Source organism: Streptomyces sp. NPDC048606 (genome assembly GCF_040650855.1).
Classification (GTDB): Bacteria; Actinomycetota; Actinomycetes; order Streptomycetales; family Streptomycetaceae; genus Streptomyces.
Window position 1 is genome coordinate 23,510 of sequence record NZ_JBEZIB010000003.1, and the last position, 22,097, is coordinate 45,606.

Sequence of the window (22,097 nt, forward strand, 5' to 3'; positions counted from 1 at the left end):
CGTCGGCGTTCGCGCGGCTACGACACCGGTCTACGACACCTTCAGCAGCGCGTCGTCGCGCCACTTCAGCATCTTGTCGAAGCTGACCACGGCGCCCCGGCCCGGCCGGTTGCGGAAGCGGACGTGGTCGGCGAGCTGCTCGATCAGGTGCAGGCCCCGACCGTGCTCGGCCAGCGAGGGTCTGTGCCGGGCGACCGTCGCGGCCGGGAACCCCGGACCCGAGTCGGCCACCTCGATGCGACAGCGATCGCCGTCCAGATAGGCCGTGACGTGGAACGCCCCGGTCTCGTCCGGGACCTCGCGGGCAGGGGCGCGGCCACCGTGCTCGACCGCGTTCGCGCACGCCTCGCTCAGCGCCACCGACAGGTCGAAGGAGATGTCAGGGTCCACCCCCGCGGTCTCCATCGTCCCGAGCAGCAGTCGCCGGGCGAGCGGCACGCTCGCGGCTTCGCGCCTCAAGTGGAGAGACCACCAGATGCTCATACGGATACCTATTGCCGCCCGCGGTGAGCCGTAAGCCCCCGAGCGCCGGCGCAGCCCTCATTCGGCCGATGTGGCTCGCCGGGGAGTCGGTGTACCGGTCGTCGGGCAAAGCGGGCGCGGGCCGTGCCGTCCGGGGTGCCGTCCGGGGTGCCGTCCGGGGTGCCCTGACCGCCGTGACGTCCGGGGCACGGGGCCGCGGGCGGAACCCGGGCGGGGAAAACATGCCGAGGTGGGGCTCTTGCGGGGGGACGCACGGGACGTTCCGGACCTGCCGTATGCACGCCCCGGGCGCAGTGCGATGATGACCCGGCCATGACTGCCCCCCACACGACGCACGCCGGAGCGGGCCTCCGGATGACCCGGACCGCGGTGTTCACCGCGGTCTGCGTCGTGCTGTCCGCGGCCGGTCACGCCGTCGCCTCGTGTGCGACGGTGCCGTGGTGGGCGCTCTGCGTCGCCTTCGTCTCGGTGTTCGCGGTCGCCGCTCCCCTCGCGGGACGCCGGCGCTCCCTGCCCGGGATCGCCGCCGGGCTCGCCGTGTGCCAGCTCGCCCTGCACACGCTCTTCGGCCTCGGCCAACACGGAGCCGCCGCCGGACGGGCGGCCGCCGGCTCCGCCGACGCGTCCGCCGACGCCTCGCTCGCGGCGCTCGCCGCGCAGCTGGTCTGCGGGGGCAACTCGGTGCCGATCGGCCCGGCCGACGCGCGGCGGATCCTGGAGAGCGCCGGCCTGGATCCGGACGCCCTCGCCGCCCAGGGGCACCTGGCGCACGGGCACCTCTCGGACACCGCCGGAGCCCCGGTCGTGGGTCTGTTCAGCCCCGCCATGATGATCGGGCACCTGCTGGCCGCGCTCGCGGCCGGCTGGCTCCTCGGCCGTGGCGACGCCGCGCTGTTCCGGCTCCTCGAACTGTCCCGGACCGCCGGCCCCACCGATCCCGTACGTCCGCTGCGCGCCGCGCTGAGCTTCGTACGCGCCCTCGTGGCCGGGCTTCCCGACGCGCCCGAGGCGGGCCCGCAGGCCCGCAGGACCGGCGGCGCTCCCGCCGTCGCGACCGGGCGGGAGGCACTCCAGCACACGGTGATCAGGCGCGGGCCGCCCACGGCGCTCGCCCTCGCAGCCTGACGCGGCACCTCTCCTCCCCGGGACACACGGCGGGGGCCACCGGTGCCGCGAACTCCGCGCGCGCCCGTGCGCGGAGCAACCGTCACCACCGCTTCCGTGGAGTGTTTCTGCCATGAAGACCTCGCGCGTCTCCCTCGCCGCCGCCCTCGCCGCCGGCACCGTCCTCGTCCTGTCCGGTCCGGCCTTCGCGCACGTGAGCGTGCAGCCGGGTGAAGCCACCAAGGGTGGCTACGCGACGATCGAGTTCAAGGTCCCCAACGAGCGGGACAACGCCTCGACGACGCAACTGGAGGTCAACTTCCCGGTCGACCAGCCGCTGACCTCGGTCATGCCCCAGGACATCCCCGGCTGGACCGTGAAGGTCGAGAAGACCAAGCTCGACAAGCCGCTCACCGTCCACGGCAAGCAGATCAACGAGGCCGTCACCAAGGTGACGTGGTCCGGCGGCAAGATCGAGCCCGGAAAGTTCCAGCAGTTCCCGGTGTCCGTCGGCAAGCTCCCGGAGAACGCCGACAAGATGGTCTTCAAGGCGATCCAGACGTACGACAACAACGAGGTCGTCCGTTGGATCGAGGAGCCCAAGGAGGGCGCGGCCGAGCCGCAGACCCCGGCCCCGGTGCTGAAGCTGACGGCCGCCAAGGGCGACGACCACCACGACGCCGGCGCCAAGACCGAGGACGCGAAGGACGACAAGAAGGCCACGGACGCCAAGGACGGGCAGCACGACGAGGCCGCCTCCAAGACCTCCAAGACCTCCGACACGACCGCGCGGGCCCTCGGCATCACGGGCATCGTGATCGGCCTCGGTGGCGTCGCCTTCGGCATCGCCTCGCGCCGTCGCACGTCCTGACCCCGTACACCCGCACCATCCCAGATCCCAGGGACATCTCTTCATGCGCACCACACGTGTGACGGTCGCCGCCCTCGCGGTGGCGGCCGCTCTCACTCTCACCGCCTGCGGTGGCGAGAGTGCCAAGACCACCGGTTCGGTCACCCAGATCAGCGGCCAGAAGAAGGCCGGAGCATCGACCGTCCTGGACCGCCCCTTCGACAAGCCCGACCTCGTCCTCACGGACACCACCGGCAAGCCGTGGAGCCTGCGCGAGCAGACCAAGGGCCGGCCGACGCTCATCTACTTCGGCTACACCAACTGCCCCGACGTGTGCCCGCTGACGATGAGCAACGTCGCCGTCGCCAAGAAGGCGCTGCCCAAGGAGGACCAGGACAAGCTCCAGGTCGTCTTCGTCACCACGGACCCCGAACGGGACACCCCCGAATCCCTCGGCGCGTGGCTCAAGGCCCAGGACCCGTCCTTCGTCGGACTGACCGGGGACTTCGCCAAGATCCAGGCCGCCGCCCGATCGCTCGGCATCGGTATCGAGGCCGCCAAGAAGGAGGCCGACGGCAGCGTCGTCTCCATGCACGGCGCCCAGGTCATCGCGTTCTCGCCCAAGACCGAAGAGGGCTACGTCCTCTACGGCGAGGGCACGACCGTCGACGACTACACCAAGGACCTGCCGAAGATCATCAAGGGAGAGAACCCGTGAACGCCCGCACCACCCGCACCCTCGCCGCCGCCCTCTCCCTGACGGCAGCGCTCGCCATATCCGGCTGTTCCTCCTCCGACTCGGGCTCCGGGTCCGAGGCGGCCAAGCCCGCCCCCACGGTCAGCGGCGCCTACATGCCGGAACCGGTCAACGACAAGATGGCCGGTGCTTTCATGGTCATCAAGAACGACTCGAAGACCGCCGACAAGCTGACCGGCGTCACCAGCCCGCTCTCGGACGATCTCCAGATCCACGAGACCAAGGACCAGAAGATGCAGCAGGTCCCGTCCATGGACGTGCCCGCGGGCGGCGAGCTGAAGCTCGAGCGCGGCGGCAACCACATCATGTTCATGGGGCTCAAGAACAAGCCGAAGGTCGGTGACAAGATCACCGTCGAGCTGCGTTTCGAGAAGGCCGACCCGGTCAAGGTCGAGCTGGACGTCAAGGAACGGACGTACAACGCACAGAACTCCAACGCCCACTGACGGACCGAGGAACTGACACGCCATGACGGCCACCGCCCCCGCTCCTCTCCCGGCCCGCGCCCGGCCGGCGGCACTCCTGCCGCGCCTCGCGCTGGTCCTCGCGGCACTGCTGGCAACCCTGTTCACCGCGGCCGGCCCGGCCTCGGCACACGCCGCGCTCACCGCGAGCGACCCCAAGGACGGGGCGGTGGTCGCCACGGCACCCGCCCAGGTCACCCTCTCCTTCTCGGAGCAGGTCGCCATGGGCGACGACTCCATCCGCGTCATGGACCCCCAGGGCAAGCGCGTCGACACCGGCGAGCTGCGCGACATGTGCAGCGGATCCACCATCCGCTACGGCACCGCCCTGCACGCGGGGCTGCCCAACGGCACCTACACGGTGGCGTGGCAGGCCGTCTCCGCCGACAGCCACCCGATCTCGGGCGCCTTCACCTTCTCCGTCGGCGCCCCCTCCGCCACCACCGTGGCCCTCCCGGAGCAACAGGCGGGGGGCGGACCCGTCGGGATCGCGTACGGGATCGCCCGCTACGTCGCCTACGCCGGGTTCACCGTCCTCGTCGGCGGGGCCGCCTTCATCCTGGTCTGCTGGCGCCGGGGCTCGGCGGAACGGTCGCTGCAGAAGCTGGTGCTGCGCGCCTGGGTCACGCTGACCGCCGCCACCCTGGCGATGCTGGCCCTGCGCACCCCGTACACCGGCTCGGGGAAGTTCGCCGACGTCTTCGACCTCGACGGGCTCAGGGCCGTCCTGGAGACCAAGACGGGTGCCTCGTTCGTCTCGCGCCTGCTGCTGCTCGGCGCGGCCGCGCTGTTCGTCGCGGTGCTCTTCGGTGCCTACGCGCGCCGCCAGAAGGCGCCGGAGACGGACGGGGCGACCCCGGGGGAGGCCTCGGGAAAGTCTTCGGAGAAGTCCGCCGGGAAGGCCGCCGGGAAGGCGACCGGGCGGGTGGGCGGGGGAACCGCGGAGACCGCGGAGACCGCCTCCGAACGGAAGAAAGAGACGAGCGACCTCGCCTTCGGGCTCGGCATCGGCGGTGCGGTCGTGGCCGCCGGCCTCGCCGCCACCTGGTCCCTCTCCGAGCACGCCTCCACCGGGATCCAGCCCGGGATCGCGATGCCGGTCGACATCCTGCACCTGCTGGGCGTGGCGACCTGGCTCGGTGGGCTCGCGGCCCTGCTGGTCGCCCTCCACACGGTCCCGGACCTCGAACGGGAAGCCGTCCGGCGGTTCTCCCGCGTCGCCTTCATCAGCGTCCTCGTCGTCACGGCCACCGGCATCTACCAGTCGTGGCGCCAGCTCGGCACCTGGTCCGCGTTGACCGGCACCAGCTACGGACGGCTCCTCATCATCAAGGTCGGCCTCGTCGCCGTCCTCGTCGGCATCGCCTACGTCTCCCGCAAGTGGACCGCACGGCTCGCGCAGGCTCCGGCCCACACGCCCGCCGCGGAACCGGCCGAGGTGCTCGTGGGCGGCGATGTTTCACGTGAAACGTCGACCACCACGTCGACCACCCCGTCGGCCGTTTCACGTGAAACATCGCCCCCGGCCGACCGGGAGGAGGGGGAGCCCGCCGAGGAGGTCGCATCCGTCGATCCCCGACGTGCCGCCCAGCTCGCCCGGCAGAACGCCGCACGGGCCAAGGCCCGGGAGCGGCAGGTCCGCGACGCGGATCCGGACCGCGCCGGCCTGCGTCGCTCCGTCCTCGCCGAGGCCGGCGTGGCCGTGGTCCTGCTGGCCGTCACCACGGTACTGACCAGCACCGAGCCGGGACGCGCGGCGGAGCAGGAGACCGGGCGCGGCCCGGCGGCCTCCACCGCGGTGCCCAACCGGGCCGTCAAGATCACCCTGCCCTTCGACACCGGTGGCCAGAACGGCAAGGGCAACGTGCGCCTGGAGCTGGACCCGGGCCGGGTCGGGGCCAACACCCTCCACGTGTGGGCCGACGGGCCCGACGGTCAGCCCCTCGACCTGCCCGAGGTCAAGGTCTCCTTCACCCTCCCGGCCAAGGAGATCGGCCCGCTGCCGGTCCAACCCGACCGGGCCTCGGCCGGGCACTGGACCGCGTCCGGGGTCCAGCTTCCGCTCGTGGGCGAATGGCGCATCGACGTGACCGTGCGCACCTCCGACATCGACCAGACGACCGTCCAGAAGAACGTCAAGATCGGCTGAACAGCGTGACCGAAAGCAGCGGGGGCAACCCCGACATCGAGATCTCCCGGCGGCGGCTGCTGGGCACCGTGGGCGCGGCGGGCGCCGCGGGCCTCGCGCTCGGCGCCACGGGTGGCGCCCTCGTCCACTCCGCGGTCGCCGATTCGCCGGCCGGCTCGGCGGGCGCGGCCGGGGCGCTCAGTTCCGTCGGTGCCACCCGGGTCGCCTTCCACGGCGAGCGTCAGGCCGGGATCACCACCCCGCTCCAGGCCAAGGGGCACGTCCTCGCCTTCGACCTGGCACCGGGTGCGGGGCGCACGGAGGCCGCCGCCCTGATGCGCCGCTGGTCGGACACCGCGCGGCGGCTGATGGCGGGCGAGACGGCTCCGACCGGCGACAGCGGGATCGCCCTGGACGCGGGTCCGTCGTCCCTGACCCTCACCTTCGGCTTCGGTCACTCCTTCTTCGAGCGCACGGGCCTCACCGCGCGTCGCCCCGTCGCGCTGGACCCGCTGCCGGACTTCTCCGCAGACCGGCTCGACGCTCAGCGGAGCAACGGCGACCTGTGGGTGCAGATCGGCGCCGACGACGCGCTGGTGGCCTTCCACGCCCTGCGGGCGGTGCAGAAGGACGCCGGAGAGGCCGCGCGGGTGCGGTGGCAGATGAACGGCTTCAACCGGTCTCCGGGCGCCACCGGCACCCCGATGACCGCCCGCAACCTGATGGGCCAGGTGGACGGCACCGCCAACCCGAAGCCCGCCGAGCCGGACTTCGACAAGCGGATCTTCGTGCCGGCCGCCGGGCCCGGTCCCGCCGAGCACGCCTGGATGGCGGGCGGCTCGTACGCCGTCGTCCGGCGGATCCGGATGCTCCTCGACGACTGGGACAAGCAGTCCCTGGCCCAGCAGGAGCAGGTCATCGGCCGGAACAAGGCGACGGGAGCCCCCCTGACCGGGGGCACCGAGACCACGGAGCCGGCCCTGGACAAGCTCGGCGCCGACGGCAAGCCGGTCATCGCCGCGAACGCCCACGCCCGGATCTCCGCCCCCGAGCAGAACGGCGGGGCCGCGATGCTGCGGCGGCCGTTCTCCTTCCACGACGGCATCGGCCCGGACGGCGGCCCGGACGCGGGTCTGCTGTTCATCTGCTGGCAGGCCGACCCGCTGCGGGGCTTCGTGCCGGTGCAGCGCAAGCTCGACCGGGGGGACGCCCTGTCGGCGTTCATCCGCCACGAGTCCTCCGGGCTGTACGCGGTTCCGCCCGGTCCGGGCGACGGGGAGTACGTCGGGCAGCGGCTGCTCGAAGGGTGAACAGCCCGGCGGGGGCGGCCGGCCCGGCATTAGGCTGATCGCATGTCGGCCACCCGCTTCACGTATCTCGGTCCCGAAGGCACCTTCACGGAAGCCGCCCTGCGCACGCTGCCGGAGGCCGCCACCCGGGAGCTGGTCCCGATGGTGTCGGTGCCGGCGGCCCTGGACGCCGTCCGCAACGGCGAGGCGGCGGCCGCCCTGGTGCCGATCGAGAACTCGGTGGAGGGCGGGGTCACCGCCACTCTCGACGAGCTGGCCTCCGGCGAGCCGCTGATGATCTACCGCGAGGTGCTCCTGCCGATCGCGTTCGCGCTGCTGGTGCGGCCCGGAACCAAGCTGTCGGACGTCAAGACCGTGACCGGGCACCCCGTGGCGCAGCCGCAGGTGCGCAACTGGCTGCGGACGCACCTGCCGGACGCGGTGTGGGAGTCGGCGGCCTCCAACGCCGACGGTGCCCGCCTGGTGCAGGAGGGCCGCTTCGACGCCGCCTTCGCCGGTGAGTTCGCCGCAGCCACCTACGGGCTGGAGGCGCTGGTCACCGAGATCCACGACGCGCAGAACGCGGAGACCCGGTTCGTGCTCGTCGGGCGGCCGGCCCGACCGGCCGCGCCCACCGGCGCCGACAAGACCTCCCTGGTGCTGTGGCTCGGGGACGACCACCCCGGTGCGCTGCTGGAGCTGCTCCAGGAGTTCGCCATCCGGGGGGTGAACCTGATGCTGATCCAGTCCCGTCCCACGGGCGAGGGCATCGGCAATTACTGCTTCGCCGTCGACGCGGAGGGTCACATCTCCGACCGTCGGGTGAGCGAGGCGCTGATGGGTCTGCGGCGTACGTGTCCCCAGGTCCGGTTCCTCGGCTCCTACCCGCGGGCGGGTGTCGCTCTCAGTGAGGTGCGCGAGGCGCGGCCGGGCACCTCGGACGAGGACTTCACGGAGGCGTCCGACTGGCTGACTCGCTGCCTCGACGGGCGGGCGTAGGCACCGTCCACTTGTCCACAGAGTTATCCACAGGGCGAGATGAAGACCTGGGGACAAGTCGACAGGGCGGCGCGACAAGGTCGACATATCGGCCCGGCGGCCCAGGTTTCGCTCCGGCGAGCGGCAGGTGAACGGCGTCACCCCTGTATCACCGATCAACTCTTTGGAGCGAGTCATTCCCACCCGAATGAGTGTGTGAGGGCGGTTTGAACCCTGACCGGGGCCGACCGGTCCCGGATGCCTATTGATCTAATTCGATGTCCACAGACGCCGCACACAGCCTGTGGATAAGGCGCCTCCGGCGGAAATGCCTGTGGACAAGGAACCCGCTGCCGCACAGCTCAGGGCGCACCCGACGCCCGCCGCGATGCCCCTTTTCGGGGAATGGAAGCGCATTTATCAAGCCATCCGGAGCACCCACGAGGGACGCCCGGGGCGAAGTTTTGCATTCCCCTCAATTGGGACATAGCGACACGCAGCGTGATATCGGTGTGATCCCAGGAAGCCCCGCCCGGTAGCCTGGAGGGGTGATTGACCTTCGGCTGCTCCGTGAAGACCCTGACCGTGTCCGCGCCTCGCAGCGCGCCCGTGGAGAGGACGTCGACCTCGTCGACGCGCTCCTTTCCGCCGACGAGCGCCGCAGGTCCTCAGGCATGCGCTTCGACGAACTGCGCAACGAGCAGAAGTCGCTCGGCAAGCTCATCCCCAAGGCCTCTCCCGAGGAGCGGGCCGAGCTGCTGACCAAGGCCGAGCAGCTCAAGCAGGACGTCAAGGCCGCCGAGGCGGAGCAGAACGAGGCCGACGAGGCCGCCAAGAAGCTCCTCCTGCGGCTCGGCAACATCGTCCACAGCGACGTCCCGGTCGGCGGCGAGGAGGACTTCACCGTCCTGGAGACGCACGGCACCATCCGCGACTTCGCCGCCGAGGGCTTCGAGCCCAAGGACCACCTGGAGCTCGGCGAGGCCCTGGGCGCCATCGACGTCGAGCGCGGCGCCAAGGTGTCGGGCTCGCGCTTCTACTACCTCACCGGCGTCGGCGCCCTGCTGGAGCTGGCCCTGGTCAACGCGGCGATCGCGCAGGCCACCGAGGCCGGCTTCATCCCGATGCTGACCCCGGCGCTGGTCCGCCCGCGCGCCATGGAGGGCACCGGCTTCCTCGGCCAGGCCGCGGAGAACGTGTACCACCTGGAGAAGGACGACTACTACCTGGTCGGCACCTCCGAGGTCCCCCTCGCCGCGTACCACATGGACGAGATCATCGACGCCGAGAAGCTGCCGCTGCGGTACGCCGGCTTCTCGCCGTGCTTCCGCCGCGAGGCGGGCACGTACGGCAAGGACACCCGCGGCATCTTCCGCGTCCACCAGTTCGACAAGGTCGAGATGTTCTCGTACGTCGCGCCGGAGGACGCCGAGGCCGAGCACCAGCGCCTCCTGGAGTGGGAGAAGCAGTGGCTGACGAGCCTGGAGCTGCCGTTCCAGGTCATCGACGTGGCCACCGGCGACCTGGGCTCCTCCGCCTCGCGCAAGTTCGACTGCGAGGCCTGGATCCCGACCCAGGGCAAGTACCGCGAGCTGACCTCCGCCTCGAACTGTGACGGCTTCCAGGCCCGCCGCCTGTCGATCCGCTACCGCGACGGCAAGAAGACCGCGCCGCTGTCCACGCTGAACGGCACCCTGTGCGCCGTACCGCGCACGATCGTCGCGATCCTGGAGAACCACCAGCAGCCCGACGGATCGGTGCGGGTTCCGGCCGCGCTCCGTCCGTACCTGGGCGGCCGCGAGGTCCTGGAGCCGATCGCCAAGTGAGCACGGCCGCCCCGTTCCCGTACAAGCTCGTCGCCACGGACCTCGACGGCACGCTGCTGCGTGACGACGACACCGTCTCGGAGCGCACCCGTGAGGCACTCGCCGCGGCCACCGCGGCGGGTGCGGCGCACATCATCGTCACCGGCAGGGCCGTCCCCTGGACCCGGCACGTACTGGACGACCTCGGCTACCGGGGCATCGCCGTGTGCGGGCAGGGCGCGCAGGTGTACGACGCGGGGAGCCACCGTCTGCTGACCTCGGTCACCCTCGACCGGCAGCTGGCGGCGCTCGCCCTGTCGAAGATAGAGGCCGAGGTCGGTCCGGTGGCGCTCGCCGCCAGCCGCGACGGGGTGGACGGCGAGGTGCTGTTCGGGCCCGGCTACCAGGTGCAGGAGGGCCTCCCGGCGCTCTACCTGGACGACACCGCCGCGGTCTGGACCGCGCCGCTGAACAAGCTCTACATCCAGCACCCGGACATGAGCGAGGACGAGCTGGTCAGGGCGGCCCGGGCGATCGTCGGCAACCTGGTCGACATCGTCATGGCCGGTCCGGGCATAGTGGAGATCCTGCCGCTGGGCCTGAGCAAGGCCACCGGCCTGTCGCTGGCCGCCCGTCGGCTGGGCGTCAAGGCGGCCGAGACGATCGCCTTCGGCGACATGCCCAACGACATCCCGATGTTCGGCTGGGCGGCGCACGGAGTCGCCATGGCCAACGCCCACGCGGAGCTGAAGGCGGTGGCCGACGAGGTGACGACCTCCAACCAGGAGGACGGCATCGCGGTGGTGCTGGAGCGCCTGCTGGGCGCCGCGTAACAGCGGGACCGACGTACGAGAGGTCCGGGACGGCCCGCGCCGAAAGGCGCGCTCGAAGTGGCCGTCCCGGACCTTTTGTTGCTCCCCGCACCTCTCACTGTGCCCCTGTCGCACGGCCCTTACCAGCGAATTTCACCCCCGCCCGCCACCGTCGGCCGATCGGCGGGCCATGGCGTCGGCCCCTCAACCCACCTCTGCCGAACGGCGGATGGCCCGGTCCGGGTCGCGCTCGTAGGGTCGCCGCATGACCAGCCATCCGCGATTCCCGTACGCCCCCGCCCTGGTGGGCACCGCCGCGCTGTCCGCCCTCGGTTCGCTGACCGGGACGGGCGGTACGTGGTCCATGGCCGGCATGGTCCCGCTGCTCGTGCTGCTGGGGCTGGTGGCGCGGTGGTCGCCGGTGCTCCCCGGCACCATCGCGGCCGCCCTGGGGGTCGGCGCGGTGGCCCTGTGGCCGGCGGCCCTGGTGTGGGATCAGGGGTCGTGGCTGGAGGCCTGTGGCGCGGGGGCCTTCTGGGCCGTCCCCGCGCTGGGCGCCACCGGGGTGGGCCTCCACCTGCGCCGGCAGGCCTCGCGGACCCGGCGGGCCGTCCGGGACGCACGGCGCGACCAACAGCTCGAACTGGCCCGGGACCTGCACGACTTCGTCGCCCACGACGTGAGCGCCATCGTCGTCCAGGCACAGGCGGCCCGGTTCGTCGCGGGCTCCGACCCCCGTCAGGCCCTGCGCGCCCTGGAGCGCATCGAGGCGGCGGGGCTGAGCGCGCTGGCCTCGATGGACCGGACGGTGCACGCGCTGCGCGAGGCGGGCGGCGGGGACGCGACCTCGGCCCCGGGGCTCTCGGAGCTGGCGGGGCTCGTGGACCGGTTCGAGGGGGGCGTGTGGGAGACGGAGCCGGGGGCGCCGGCGGGGCTGTCCCGGGAGGCGGACACCGCCGCCTACCGAGTCGCGGTGGAGGCGCTGACGAACGTACGGCGGCACGCGCCCGGCGCGCACACCGTACGGGTGACCCTGCGCCGGGCTCCGGGCGGGATCGAGCTGGCCGTGGCCAACACAGCGCCCGCGCGCACCGCACGGGGGCGCGCATCCAGACGGCGGCCCACCGGCGGCTCGGGGCTCGTCGGGCTGCGGGAGCGGGTGGAGGCCGCGCGGGGGACGTTCGGGGCGGGCCCGACCGATGACGGGGGATGGCGGGTTTCGGCGGTCTTCCCGGCGGAGGGGACCGGTCACGGGTGATCATGGCGCGGTGACCACGCGCATCCTGATAGCCGACGACCAAGAGGACATCCGCAGCGGGTTCAGGCTGGTCCTCGACTCGCAGCCCGACATGACGGTGGTCGGGGAGGCGGCCGACGGTCGGACCGCGGTGTCCCTGGCCCGGGAACTCGACCCCGACCTCGTGTTGACGGACATCCGCATGCCCCGCCTCGACGGGCTGGAGGTGACCCGGCTGCTGGCCCCCCGGACCCGGGTCGTGGTGGTGACCACCTTCGACCTCGACGAGTACGTGCACGGCGCGCTGCGGGCCGGGGCCTGCGGGTTCCTCCTGAAGCGGTCCGGTCCGGCGTTGTTGATCGAGGGGGTCCGGGCGGCGATGGCCGGGGACACGTTGATCAGCCCCCAGATCACGGTGCGGCTGCTGAGCCGGCTCTCGGCCCCCGAGGCGAGGACGTCGACGCCCGCCGCGGGGGTGCTGACGGGGCGCGAGCTCGACATCGTGCGGCTGGTGGCCCGGGGGCGGACGAACGCGGAGATCGGGGCGGAGCTGTTCATCACCGCGGGGACGGCCAAGACGCACATCGCGAACGTGCAGGGCAAGGTCGGGGCCCGGAACCGGGTGGGCATCGCGGCGTGGGCCTGGGAGCACGGGGTGGTGGGCCCGGAGTAGGGCCGCGGAGCGCCACGGGCTCGTGTTTCACGAGGACTCCGGCTCGTGTTTCACGAGGGATCCGGCTCATGTTTCACGAGGGATCCGGCTCATGTTTCACGTGAAACATGCCCCGGCAGGCGGTCCGTGTACGGCTGGGGGTGCAACGTCAGGGGCCAGGCCAGCAGCCCCACGGCGAGGGACACGGCGTGACCGAAGTCGGTGAACGTGCCCCCGGTGAGGAGCGGGATCCCGAAGAAGGCGACGGCTCCGGCGAGGTAGAGCCATCTCCAGGGGTCGGGGAGGCGGTAGGTCAACACGCCGACCGACGCGGCGATCCCGTAGCTGACTCCGATGTCGACGACGTGCGTCATGCTGTGCGGCGCGCGGTGGTCCTGGATGGCCATGAGCAGGAGCTTCTGGCTGGCGAGCGTGGCGACCACGTGGGCGGTGGCGACGATCAGGAGCCAGCGCAGGGTGCCGAGCCAGCGTTCGACGGTGGCGTGGAAGACCTCGAAGAGCAGGGCGTAGAGGGGGAGCGACGCCGGGTTCTCGATCCAGAAGGCGCTGCCGATCAGGGCGCGTATCGGGTACTGGTCGAGCTGGTGGATGTTGCTGCTGTTGCGGTGGAACAGGGCGTGGTCGACCCGGTCCGGGGCGATCGCGACGACGATGCCGGTGACCACGATGATCAGGAGCCAGACGTGCGTACCGGGCGAGGAGCGTATCCAGGACCGCAGCGGCCTGGACGGCTCGGGCTCGGTGTGCTCGATCATGCACCGATGATCCCGCGTACGACGGTGCCCCGCCCGGCCGGTGGGCCGGGCGGGGCACTTCCCCGTGGAGCGGGGCACTTTCCCCGTGAGGTCGTCGGCGGGGGGCCGGTCCTACTCCTCGCCGGCCAGGGTGAGCCGGCGCAGCTTCTGGCCCGCGTAGGCCGTGGCCCCGACGGTGACCGCGACGAGCAGGATCACCGCGGTGGGCAGGCCGACGGTCGCGTCGACGTAGCCCTCCCCGGCGACCTTCTCTGCGAGGGAGAGCGCCCACTGCTGGACGCTGAGGGTCTTCGCGCCGGAGACCAGGCTGCCGAAGAGCGACTCCCAGATCAGCGCGTAGACGAGGCCGAAGACGACCGCGTGCCGGCTGACGGTGCCCAGCAGGAGGAAGAGCGCGCTGTAGGCGATCGAGGCGACGAGCGCCGCGACGGTGTAGGCGACGGCGATCTGCTGGCCGTTGCCGTTGAGGATGAATCCGGCGATGAGGGTGGGGATCGCGGAGAAGGCCATCGTGACGGCGATCGCGACGGTCAGCTTCGTCATGATGATCGTCGGGCGGCTCACCGGCTTGGAGAGCAGGTAGACGATCGAGCCGTCGTCGATCTCGGGGCCGATGGCTCCGGTGCCGGCGATGACGCCGATCAGCGGGACCATCGTCGCGAGGGCGAAGCCGCCGAGGAGGTCGGCCGCCACCTTGTCGTCGACGCCCGTCAGGAGGCGCACGGCGAGCGAGATGGCGATCAGCAGGGCGGGGAGCGCGAAGAGGATCGCGGCGCGGCGGCGGCCGAGCAGGGCCCGGTAGGTGAGCCGGGCGACGGTGGGGTTGTACATGGGTGCCAGCTCCTTCAGGCCGCGACGAGGTAGGAGAAGACCGATTCGAGGGACTCGTCGGAGGGCGAGACCGTCAGCAGTCGGATGCCGTGCGCGCGGGCGACCTGCGGCAGCAGGGTCGTGAAGCGGCCGAAGTCGACGGCCTGGATGCGCAGGGCCCCCTCCTTCAGGTCGACTTCGATGCCGGCCGTCGACGGGTCGGCGATCAGGGCCGCGGCGAGGGCCCGGTCGTCGGAGGAACGGACCAGGTAGCGGTGCGGGCGGTCCGTCATCAGGCGCCGGATCCGGCGGAAGTCGCCGGAGGCGGCGTGCCGGCCGGCGACGACGACCTCGATGTGCGAGGCGAGCTGCTCGACCTCCTCCAGGATGTGGGAGGAGAACAGGACGGTGCGGCCCTCGGCGCCCATCCGCCGCAGCAGGTCCATCAGCTGCATGCGCTGGCGCGGGTCCATGCCGTTGAAGGGCTCGTCCAGGAGCAGGACGGACGGGTCGTGGACGAGGGCCGAGGCCATCTTCACGCGCTGGCGCATGCCCTTGGAGTACGTGGAGATCTTGCGGTCCTGGGCGTACTCCATCTCGACCGTCGCGAGGGCCCGCTGGGCCGCCGCGTCGTCGAGGCCGTGGAGCTCGGCGTTGGCGACGACGAACTCCCGGCCGGTGAGGAAGTCGTACATGGCCTCGCGCTCGGGCACGACGCCGATCTGCTTGTAGACCTGCTCGTTGCGCCAGATCGGGGCGCCGTCGAGGGTGACGGTGCCCGTGGAGGGCGCGAGGAAGCCGCCCATCATGTTGATCAGGGTCGACTTCCCGGCGCCGTTGGGGCCGAGGAGGCCGGTGACGCCGGGACCGATGCGCATGGTCACGTCGTTGACGGCGACGACGTTCCCGAACCAGCGGGAGGTGTGGTCGATGTCGATGATGGTCACAGCCCGGCCTTCCGGTAGCGGGCCATCAGAGCGGCGTAGGAGCCGACGATGAGGGCGAGGACGACGATCAGGTAGACGACGCCGACACCGGCCGCGGGGCCCTCGCCGCCGGGGAAGGCGGAGGTCGCGCCGAGGAAGGCGGTCTGGACCCCGTCGATCAGGGTGATCGGGGACAGCAGGCCGAGCCAGTCGATGGCGCCGGTGTTGCCGGTCGAGTAGGCGACGGCCTGCACGGTGGAGACGGCGCCGTAGGGGATGAGCAGCAGACCGATGACGGCCGCGACACCGAACCCGCGGCGCGGGGTGAGGGCGGCCATGACCAGGCCGAGTCCCGCGAACAGCAGCGACAGGAGCGTGACGGACACCATTCCCTGTGCGAATCCCTTGGTCTGGTCGCCGAAGTCGAACTTCGCCAGCAGCGAGCCGATCCACATGATCAGCAGCGGGGTGGCGGTGAGGATGAAGAGGGCCGAGGCCATGGCCGCGTACTTGGCGACGACGTAGTCGACGCGCTCGATGGGCCGGGAGAAGTACAACGGCACCGTCTTGAAGCGCAGGTCGCGGGAGACCGACTGGGGTGCCTGGGAGGCGAGGTAGAGGCCGATGACCACCTGGGTGGTCAGGGCGTACGTCGTGTACTTGATCGGCAGGTCGGTGGAGCCCGGGACGGCGATGGCCACCGCGACGATGATCAGCGCGGGAACGCACATCACCGCGAAGAGGATCATCGGGAGGACCTTGGACTTGGCGGACCGGCCGAGTCCGTAGGCTCCGCGCAGGGACTGCGAGAACAGCGACTTCCGGGCGTACGCGCGGCCGAGCCGGGCGCCGTCGTAGGACCGGTAGCCGATGTTGTGGATCTGGGTCGAGGTGTCAGGCGCCATCGGTACCGGCTCCCTTCTGCCGGCTGGACGGGGCTTGCCGGTCGTTGTCGCGGAAGACCTCCGCGATGTGGTGGCGGCGCTGTTCCATGCGGACCAGACCGAGGCCGAGGTCGGCGACGGTGTCGCGGACCGTGTCGTACGTGTGCTCGCCCTTGGCCTCCACGAGGAGGATGTGACCGGCGCCGGGCAGGCCCTGTTCCTCGCCCGCGTGCAGGGCGATGCCGGCGGCGGTGAGCGCCTCGCGCAGGGCGGCGGTGCCGTCCGGGTGGGCGTCGGAGTCGGTCACCTCGACGGCGAGGGTCGTCGTGGTCTGGGTGAAGTCACTGGTGGAGCTGGAGCGCAGCAGCTTGCCGCCGTCGACGACGACCACGTGGTCGCAGGTCCGCTCCAGCTCGCCGAGGAGGTGGGAGGTGACCAGGACCGAGATGCCGAAGTCGGTGTACACGCGGCGGATCAGGCCGAGCATCTCGTCGCGGCCGACCGGGTCGAGACCGTTGGTCGGCTCGTCGAGCAGGACCAACTGCGGGTCGTGGACGAGGGCCTGCGCCAGCTTGACGCGCTGCTTCATGCCGGTGGAGTACCCGCCGATGGGGCGGTAGCGCTCCTCGTACAGGCCGACGTGGCGCAGCGTGTCGGCGGTCCGCTCGCGGGCGGCGGCCGGCGGCAGGCCCGACATGCGTGCCATGTGGACAACGAACTCGGTGGCCGAGACGTCGGGGGGCAGGCAGTCGTGTTCGGGCATGTAGCCGACGCGCTCACGGATGGCACTGCCATGCGTGGCGACGTCGAGTCCGAGCACGGCGGCGCGGCCCTCGGTGGCGGGGGACAGTCCGAGCAGGATCTTGATCAGCGTGGACTTGCCGGCTCCGTTGGCGCCCACGAGGCCGGTCACTCCGGGCCCGATGTCCAGGGAGAGCCGGTCGAGGGCGGTCACTCGGGGGTACCGCTTGCTCAGGCTTTCGGTCGCGATGACAGTCACGCGATCGACGTTAGTGCCGCGCGGTCGGCGGATCGTCAGACCTGGAGCGGGATCCGGTCTCAGCCTTGAGGACTACACGGGCGGACGGAAGGTTGATGGCCGGCCGGGTGGGGGCACCGGTGGGGGCGCTGTCGCGACCGTGTTCCGTCCGGGTTCGGACCGTGATCGGACCGGATTCGGACCGGATTCCGGCCGGGTTGTCCACAGGTCCGCGCACGACCCTTGACGTGATCTCCGGTCATTGTCACATTCATCAGTGTCAAGTTTCGGGCGCGCAGGGCTACAGGGACGGACGGCAGGCATGGCTGGGCACACCGAGCAACGCACCGTGTACGGGTCCGGACGGCTCTCGGCCGAGCTGCGCGGCTTCAGAGAGGTACAGCGCCTCGCCTACGAGTGCGCCGAGGCCGTGGCGGCGCAGCTGCGACCGGGGGTGACCGAGCGCGAGGCGGCGCGGATGCAGCGGGACTGGCTGCGCGAGCGCGGGGTGCGGGATTGGTTCCACCTGCCCTTCGCCTGGTTCGGGGACCGTACGGCCTTCGCGAACTTCAAGGTTCCCCTCCAGTTCTTCCCGACGGGCCGCAGGCTGGAGCCGGGGATGCCGTTCATCCTCGACATGGCGCCCGTCCACCGGGGCTACGCGGCCGACATCGGTTACTCGGGCAGCCTCGGTCTCCATCCGGTGCAGGACCGCTTGATGTCGGACCTGCGGCCGCACCGCGAACTGATCCTGGAGCAGGTGCGCGAACGCCGCTCGCTGCGCGAGATCTACGAGAACGTCGAGCGGCTGATGACCCGCCAGGGGTACGCCAACCGGCACCGCGCCTACCCCTTCGGCGTCATCGCGCACAAAATAGACCGCGTCAAGGAGCGCCGCTGGTCCCCGACCGCCTTCGGGTTCGGCACCCGATCCCTGCGCGGGCTGGCCTCGGACGCGTTGCACGGGCACCGCGAGGGGTGGTCCCCGTTGTGGAGTCCGTACCACTTCTCCGATCATCCGCCGCAGCCCGGTCTGTGGGCGGTGGAGCCGCACCTGGGCTTCCGGGGGACCGGCGCCAAGTTCGAGGAGATCCTGGTCGTCACCGACTCCCGGGATCCCGAGGAAAGCGCGTTCTGGCTGGACGACGACCTGCCGCACGTGCGGCGCTGGGCTGAGGAGAAGACGGCATGAGCGAGGCGAGCGGGACGAGCGGCACCGGCCGTACGGCGACGGGGGCCCTGGCGGGCGGGCGCGAGCGCCGGGTGGCCACCGGCGGGATCGAGCTGTGCGTCGTGGAACTCGGCGACCCCGACCGGCCGACGGTCGTGCTGGTGCACGGCTACCCGGACAGCAAGGAGGTGTGGTCGGAGGTCGCGCAGCGGCTCGCCTCCCGCTTCCACGTGGTGTTGTACGACGTACGGGGCCACGGGCGTTCCTCCGCGCCGGTGCCGCTGCGCGGCGGGTTCACCCTGGAGAAGCTGACCGACGACTTCCTGGCCGTGGCGGACGCCGTCAGCCCGGACCGCCCGGTGCACCTGGTGGGGCACGACTGGGGCTCCGTCCAGGGCTGGGAGTTCGCGACGGTGGCCCGGACCGAGGGGCGCATCGCCTCCTTCACCTCGATGTCGGGCCCCTCCCTGGACCACTTCGGGCACTGGATCAAGAAGCGGCTGGCGCGGCCCACCCCGGTCCGCGCCGCCCAGCTCCTCAGGCAGGGGTCGAAGTCCTGGTACGTCGGCATGCTGCACGCGCCGGCGCTGCCGGAGCTGGCCTGGCGCGGACCGCTCGGCAAGCAGTGGCCGAAGATCCTCGAACGGGTGGAGAAGGTCCCGGCCGGCGCCTACCCGACGGACTCGCTCGTCTCGGACGCCGCGCACGGCGCCTGGCTCTACCGCGACAACGTACGGGGCCGGATGCGCAGGCCGCGCGCCGACGCGTACGCGCACGTGCCGGTGCAGCTGATCGTCCCGACCGAGGACGCCTTCCTGTCGCCGCGGCTCTACGACGACCTGGAGCTGTGGGCTCCCGACCTGGTGCGGCGGACCCTGCCCGCCCAGCACTGGATCCCGCGCACGCGGCCCGACCAGGTGTCGGCGTGGATCTCGGAGTTCGTCACGGCGCGCGAGGAGCCGGCCGCCCGGGCTCCCGAGCAGAAGGCCCCCGGCCGGTACGCCGACCGCTTCGGCGGGCAGCTCGTCCTGGTCACGGGCGCCGCAAGCGGCATCGGCCGGGCCACCGCCTTCGCGTTCGCCGAGGCCGGGGCGCGGGTGGTGGCCGTGGACCGGGACGCCGAGGGCGCGGCCCGCACCGCCGAGATGGCCCGCCTCGTGGGCGCCCCCGAAGCCTGGGGCGAGTGCGTGGACGTCAGCGACGAACAGGCGATGGAGAAGCTCGCGGCGAAGGTCGCCGCCGAGTACGGGATCGTGGACGTCCTGGTCAACAACGCCGGGATCGGGCTCTCCGGCTCCTTCCTGGACACCAGCGCCGAGGACTGGAAGAAGGTCCTCGACGTGAACCTGTGGGGGGTCATCCACGGCTGCCGGATCTTCGGCCGGCAGATGGCCGAGCGCGGGCAGGGCGGCCACATCGTCAACACCGCCTCCGCCGCCGCCTACCTTCCCTCGCGGACCCTGCCCGCCTACAGCACCTCGAAGGCCGCGGTGCTGATGCTGAGCGAGTGCCTGCGCGCGGAGCTGGCCTCCCGGTCCATCGGCGTCTCGGCGATCTGCCCCGGCATCGTCAACACCAACATCACCGCCACCTCCCGTTTCGCCGGAGTGGACGAGGCCGAGGAGAAGCGGCGCCAGGAACGGTCCTCCCGGTTGTACGGGCTGCGCAACTTCCCGCCGGAGAAGGTCGCCGACGCGATCCTGCTCGCCGTCGTGAAGAACCAGGCCGTGGTGCCGGTGACCCCGGAGTCCAAGGGCGCCCTGTGGCTGTCGCGGTTCGCGCCGCGCACGCTGCGGCGGATCGCGAAGCTGGAGCCCCGGCTGTGACCCCGCCGGGGAGGCCGACCCGGCGCACCGGGCCCGGCACGGGCATACCCCCCTACTTCCGGCGGTCGTACCATCCCTCGCAGGAGGGCTCGTCGCGCGGTGCGGTCGAGTTCCTGGCGGCGTCACCTGCCGCCCGGGCCGCGGCGGGCGCGGCCGGCCGAGCCGCCATGTCGTAGGGAGCCGGGATTGTCCGATCAGGCGGTAGCCGAGTACCGGATCGAGGATCTGGCGCACCACAGCGGGGCGACGGTGCGCACGATCCGCGCGTACCAGGACCGCGGTCTGCTGCCGAAGCCGGAGCGCCGCGGCCGGTCCAACGTCTACCGGGACACCCATCTGGCCCGGCTGCGTCAGATCGCCGACCTGCTGGACCGGGGCTACACCCTGGCCTCCATCAAGGAGTTGCTGGAGGCCTGGGACGCGGGCCGCGGCCTGGGCGGCGTACTGGGACTGGTCGCGGAGGTGCACGGGCCGTGGACCGACGAGGAGGCGGCCCGGATCACCCGGGCCGACCTCGACGAGCGGTTCGGCGGCCTGCCCGACGACGACGCGGTGGGAGAGGCCTGCGAGCTGGGGGTGTTGGAGCGGATCCCGGGACGGCCGGACGAGTTCCTGGTGCCCTCGCCCCAGGAACTGGCGGTCGCGGCCGAGCTGTACGCGGCCGGGGTGCCGCTGTCGGCGATCACCGGGCACCTGCGCGAGCTGCGGGGCCAGGTCGAGCACATCGCTTCGCGCTTCCTGGACTTCACCACCGAGCACGTCTTCGCGCGCTACCTCGGTGAGGTGCCGCCGACGGACGCGGACGCGGCGGAGGCGGCGACGATGGTCCGCCGGCTGCGCCCGCTCGCCCAACAGTCGGTGGACGCGGAGCTCGCACGGGCGATGCGGCTGTTCGCGACCCGGCACCTCCAGCAACACCTGGGCACGGCCGGGGCGGCGCAGCCGTCGGGCCCCTCACCCGTGGCCCTGCCGGCCGAGACGGTGCGGGCGGTGCAGGAGCTGGTGGGGCCCGATCACGTGGCGGAGTTCGTCCGGGCCGCGACGGAGCGGGAGCTCCAGGCCCGGACGATGAACGATCTGGCGCGCAGGGGCGGCCGATAGTGCTCGATCAGCAGTCCACAGGGCGAATCGCATCCTTGTCCCCGAAACCATCCGAAACAGCTGTGGACAAGTGCCCTTTTCCTGTGGGCAACGCGCTCTGATCCTCAGACGGCGGTCTCGAACGCGCCGCCCCCGCGCGCGATATCGGCCACGCCCGGTCCGGTTTTCTCCGGCTTCTCCGGCTTCTCCGCCGAGGCCGTCTCGGCCGGCACGACCTCGCCCGGCACGACCTCCGTCGGTACGTTCTGCGCCGCCACGACCTCTTCCGCCACGGCGTCCGTCGGTACGACCGTCACCGGTATGACGTCCGTCGGCAGGACGGCCACCGGTACGACATCCGCCGGGTCCTGGGCACGGCCCCGGCGCTCGCGCCCGTAGAGCAGGGTGGCGAGGGCGAGACCGAGGACGCCGCCCACCAACTGCGCCGCGACGAATCCGGGCAGCGACTGCGGGGCGATGCCGGTGAAGGAGTCGCTGAAGGCGCGTCCGACGGAGCCGGCCGGGTTGGCGAAGGAGCCGGAGGAGGTGAACCAGATCGCTGCGCCGATGTACGCGGCGACCGCGGTCGGGATCAGCTTCGCCCGGCCGATGCGGCCCAGGCCCTGGATGACCAGGATCAGCCCGGCGGTGGCGACGATCTCCCCGATGAGCAGGTGCCCGCCGTCGCGGACCTGGGTGGAGAGGACGCCGGGGGTGCGGCCGAACATCGCCTCGGCCACCGCGGCGCCCGCGACGGCGCCGGCCGTCTGGGCCGCGGCGTAGGACAGGGCCTCACGGCCGCCGAGCCCCTCGCCGCCGGTGCGGCGGGCCCACCAGGCGGTCAGGGTGACGACGGGGTTCAGGTGCGCGCCGGACAGCGGCCCGAGGAGGGTGATGATCAGCCCGAGGCCGATCGCGGACGCGAGGGAGTTGGCGACGAGGGCGACGCCCGTGTCGGGGCTGAGGGCGGAGGCCTGGATCCCTGAGCCGATCACCACCACGAGCAGACTCGCGGTGCCGACGAACTCGGCCGTCGCGCGTCGCAGCAGTGAAGCCTGTTCTGTCATGAATTCTCCCTCTGGGCAG

General features: G+C 71.9%; 21 protein-coding genes. 14 read left to right on the plus strand and 7 right to left on the minus strand.

What is annotated here, in order from left to right; all coding sequences use genetic code 11:
* Positions 1 to 30 precede the first annotated feature (30 nt).
* On the minus strand, positions 31 to 483 hold the full coding sequence (locus AB0D01_RS04235; protein ID WP_363053466.1) for an ATP-binding protein: 453 nt from the start codon (positions 481 to 483) through the stop codon (positions 31 to 33).
* A 312-nt stretch (positions 484 to 795) separates the two neighbouring features.
* Here AB0D01_RS04235 and AB0D01_RS04240 point away from each other — a divergent pair, with 312 nt between their 5' ends.
* From AB0D01_RS04240 to AB0D01_RS04290, 11 genes are all read left to right on the plus strand, one after another.
* Positions 796 to 1,608 carry a hypothetical protein gene (locus AB0D01_RS04240; RefSeq protein ID WP_363053467.1) on the plus strand — a complete coding sequence of 271 codons (813 nt, stop codon included), beginning with the start codon at positions 796 to 798 and terminating at the stop codon, positions 1,606 to 1,608.
* Between the two features lie 112 nt (positions 1,609 to 1,720).
* Positions 1,721 to 2,458: a YcnI family protein gene (locus AB0D01_RS04245; protein ID WP_363053468.1), complete on the plus strand. Its 738-nt coding sequence runs from the start codon at positions 1,721 to 1,723 to the stop codon at positions 2,456 to 2,458.
* A gap of 43 nt (positions 2,459 to 2,501) precedes the next feature.
* A complete protein-coding gene (locus AB0D01_RS04250) occupies positions 2,502 to 3,155 on the plus strand; it encodes an SCO family protein (protein WP_363053469.1) in 654 nt (217 codons plus the stop codon).
* Positions 3,152 to 3,640, plus strand: a complete 489-nt coding sequence (locus tag AB0D01_RS04255; protein ID WP_363053470.1) for a copper chaperone PCu(A)C — start codon at positions 3,152 to 3,154, stop codon at positions 3,638 to 3,640. The genes AB0D01_RS04250 and AB0D01_RS04255 overlap by 4 nt, the downstream gene beginning before the upstream one ends.
* A gap of 22 nt (positions 3,641 to 3,662) precedes the next feature.
* Entirely contained in the window at positions 3,663 to 5,807 is a 2,145-nt protein-coding gene (locus AB0D01_RS04260; protein ID WP_363053471.1) for a copper resistance protein CopC, read from the plus strand.
* 5 nt (positions 5,808 to 5,812) lie between these two features.
* Positions 5,813 to 7,096, plus strand: a complete 1,284-nt coding sequence (efeB, locus tag AB0D01_RS04265; RefSeq protein ID WP_363053472.1) for an iron uptake transporter deferrochelatase/peroxidase subunit — start codon at positions 5,813 to 5,815, stop codon at positions 7,094 to 7,096.
* 42 nt (positions 7,097 to 7,138) lie between these two features.
* Entirely contained in the window at positions 7,139 to 8,074 is a 936-nt protein-coding gene (pheA, locus tag AB0D01_RS04270) for a prephenate dehydratase (protein WP_363053473.1), read from the plus strand.
* A 527-nt stretch (positions 8,075 to 8,601) separates the two neighbouring features.
* Positions 8,602 to 9,879 (plus strand): serine--tRNA ligase, encoded by a 1,278-nt coding sequence (gene serS / locus AB0D01_RS04275; protein WP_363053474.1) that lies wholly within the window; start codon positions 8,602 to 8,604, stop codon positions 9,877 to 9,879.
* Positions 9,876 to 10,691: an HAD family hydrolase gene (locus tag AB0D01_RS04280; RefSeq protein ID WP_363053475.1), complete on the plus strand. Its 816-nt coding sequence runs from the start codon at positions 9,876 to 9,878 to the stop codon at positions 10,689 to 10,691. Before serS ends, AB0D01_RS04280 begins: the two co-directional genes overlap by 4 nt.
* 244 nt (positions 10,692 to 10,935) lie before the next feature.
* A complete protein-coding gene (locus AB0D01_RS04285; RefSeq protein WP_363053476.1) occupies positions 10,936 to 11,928 on the plus strand; it encodes a histidine kinase in 993 nt (330 codons plus the stop codon).
* 10 nt (positions 11,929 to 11,938) lie between these two features.
* Positions 11,939 to 12,580 (plus strand): response regulator transcription factor, encoded by a 642-nt coding sequence (locus tag AB0D01_RS04290; RefSeq protein WP_363053477.1) that lies wholly within the window; start codon positions 11,939 to 11,941, stop codon positions 12,578 to 12,580.
* 89 nt (positions 12,581 to 12,669) lie between these two features.
* On the opposite strand, the gene AB0D01_RS04295 is transcribed toward AB0D01_RS04290, so the two are convergent.
* From AB0D01_RS04295 to AB0D01_RS04315, 5 genes are all read right to left on the minus strand, one after another.
* Complete coding sequence (locus AB0D01_RS04295; protein ID WP_363053478.1) at positions 12,670 to 13,335, minus strand: rhomboid-like protein; 666 nt, start codon at positions 13,333 to 13,335, stop codon at positions 12,670 to 12,672.
* A 111-nt stretch (positions 13,336 to 13,446) separates the two neighbouring features.
* The gene (locus tag AB0D01_RS04300; RefSeq protein WP_363053479.1) at positions 13,447 to 14,166 is read right to left on the minus strand and encodes an ABC transporter permease subunit; all 720 of its coding nucleotides are present in this window, start codon (positions 14,164 to 14,166) and stop codon (positions 13,447 to 13,449) included.
* Between the two features lie 14 nt (positions 14,167 to 14,180).
* Positions 14,181 to 15,092, minus strand: coding sequence for an ABC transporter ATP-binding protein (locus AB0D01_RS04305; protein ID WP_363053480.1), 912 nt, complete (start codon positions 15,090 to 15,092; stop codon positions 14,181 to 14,183).
* Positions 15,089 to 15,976, minus strand: coding sequence for an ABC transporter permease subunit (locus AB0D01_RS04310; RefSeq protein ID WP_363053481.1), 888 nt, complete (start codon positions 15,974 to 15,976; stop codon positions 15,089 to 15,091). The genes AB0D01_RS04305 and AB0D01_RS04310 overlap by 4 nt, the downstream gene beginning before the upstream one ends.
* Complete coding sequence (locus AB0D01_RS04315; protein ID WP_363053482.1) at positions 15,966 to 16,955, minus strand: ABC transporter ATP-binding protein; 990 nt, start codon at positions 16,953 to 16,955, stop codon at positions 15,966 to 15,968. The genes AB0D01_RS04310 and AB0D01_RS04315 overlap by 11 nt, the downstream gene beginning before the upstream one ends.
* Before the next feature lie 301 nt (positions 16,956 to 17,256).
* Here AB0D01_RS04315 and AB0D01_RS04320 point away from each other — a divergent pair, with 301 nt between their 5' ends.
* From AB0D01_RS04320 to AB0D01_RS04330, 3 genes are all read left to right on the plus strand, one after another.
* Complete coding sequence (locus AB0D01_RS04320; protein ID WP_363053483.1) at positions 17,257 to 18,126, plus strand: M24 family metallopeptidase; 870 nt, start codon at positions 17,257 to 17,259, stop codon at positions 18,124 to 18,126.
* Positions 18,123 to 19,931: an SDR family oxidoreductase gene (locus AB0D01_RS04325; protein WP_363053484.1), complete on the plus strand. Its 1,809-nt coding sequence runs from the start codon at positions 18,123 to 18,125 to the stop codon at positions 19,929 to 19,931. Before AB0D01_RS04320 ends, AB0D01_RS04325 begins: the two co-directional genes overlap by 4 nt.
* A gap of 186 nt (positions 19,932 to 20,117) precedes the next feature.
* Entirely contained in the window at positions 20,118 to 21,032 is a 915-nt protein-coding gene (locus AB0D01_RS04330; protein WP_363053485.1) for a MerR family transcriptional regulator, read from the plus strand.
* A 104-nt stretch (positions 21,033 to 21,136) separates the two neighbouring features.
* Here the strand turns inward: AB0D01_RS04330 and AB0D01_RS04335 are convergent, their stop codons facing one another.
* Positions 21,137 to 22,078 (minus strand): aquaporin, encoded by a 942-nt coding sequence (locus AB0D01_RS04335; protein ID WP_363053486.1) that lies wholly within the window; start codon positions 22,076 to 22,078, stop codon positions 21,137 to 21,139.
* Positions 22,079 to 22,097: the final 19 nt, after the last annotated feature.

What these genes read in the sequence shown, in the direction of transcription:
- AB0D01_RS04295 (WP_363053478.1), bottom strand. Translation starts at nt 13,335, where the DNA reads ATGATCGAGCACACCGAGCCCGAGCCGTCCAGGCCGCTGCGGTCCTGG.
- AB0D01_RS04235 (WP_363053466.1), bottom strand. Translation starts at nt 483, where the DNA reads ATGAGCATCTGGTGGTCTCTCCACTTGAGGCGCGAAGCCGCGAGCGTG.
- AB0D01_RS04300 (WP_363053479.1), bottom strand. Translation starts at nt 14,166, where the DNA reads ATGTACAACCCCACCGTCGCCCGGCTCACCTACCGGGCCCTGCTCGGC.
- AB0D01_RS04260 (WP_363053471.1), top strand. Translation starts at nt 3,663, where the DNA reads ATGACGGCCACCGCCCCCGCTCCTCTCCCGGCCCGCGCCCGGCCGGCG.
- AB0D01_RS04245 (WP_363053468.1), top strand. Translation starts at nt 1,721, where the DNA reads ATGAAGACCTCGCGCGTCTCCCTCGCCGCCGCCCTCGCCGCCGGCACC.
- pheA (WP_363053473.1), top strand. Translation starts at nt 7,139, where the DNA reads ATGTCGGCCACCCGCTTCACGTATCTCGGTCCCGAAGGCACCTTCACG.
- AB0D01_RS04285 (WP_363053476.1), top strand. Translation starts at nt 10,936, where the DNA reads ATGACCAGCCATCCGCGATTCCCGTACGCCCCCGCCCTGGTGGGCACC.
- AB0D01_RS04250 (WP_363053469.1), top strand. Translation starts at nt 2,502, where the DNA reads ATGCGCACCACACGTGTGACGGTCGCCGCCCTCGCGGTGGCGGCCGCT.
- AB0D01_RS04325 (WP_363053484.1), top strand. Translation starts at nt 18,123, where the DNA reads ATGAGCGAGGCGAGCGGGACGAGCGGCACCGGCCGTACGGCGACGGGG.
- AB0D01_RS04335 (WP_363053486.1), bottom strand. Translation starts at nt 22,078, where the DNA reads ATGACAGAACAGGCTTCACTGCTGCGACGCGCGACGGCCGAGTTCGTC.
- AB0D01_RS04240 (WP_363053467.1), top strand. Translation starts at nt 796, where the DNA reads ATGACTGCCCCCCACACGACGCACGCCGGAGCGGGCCTCCGGATGACC.
- AB0D01_RS04310 (WP_363053481.1), bottom strand. Translation starts at nt 15,976, where the DNA reads ATGGCGCCTGACACCTCGACCCAGATCCACAACATCGGCTACCGGTCC.
- AB0D01_RS04320 (WP_363053483.1), top strand. Translation starts at nt 17,257, where the DNA reads ATGGCTGGGCACACCGAGCAACGCACCGTGTACGGGTCCGGACGGCTC.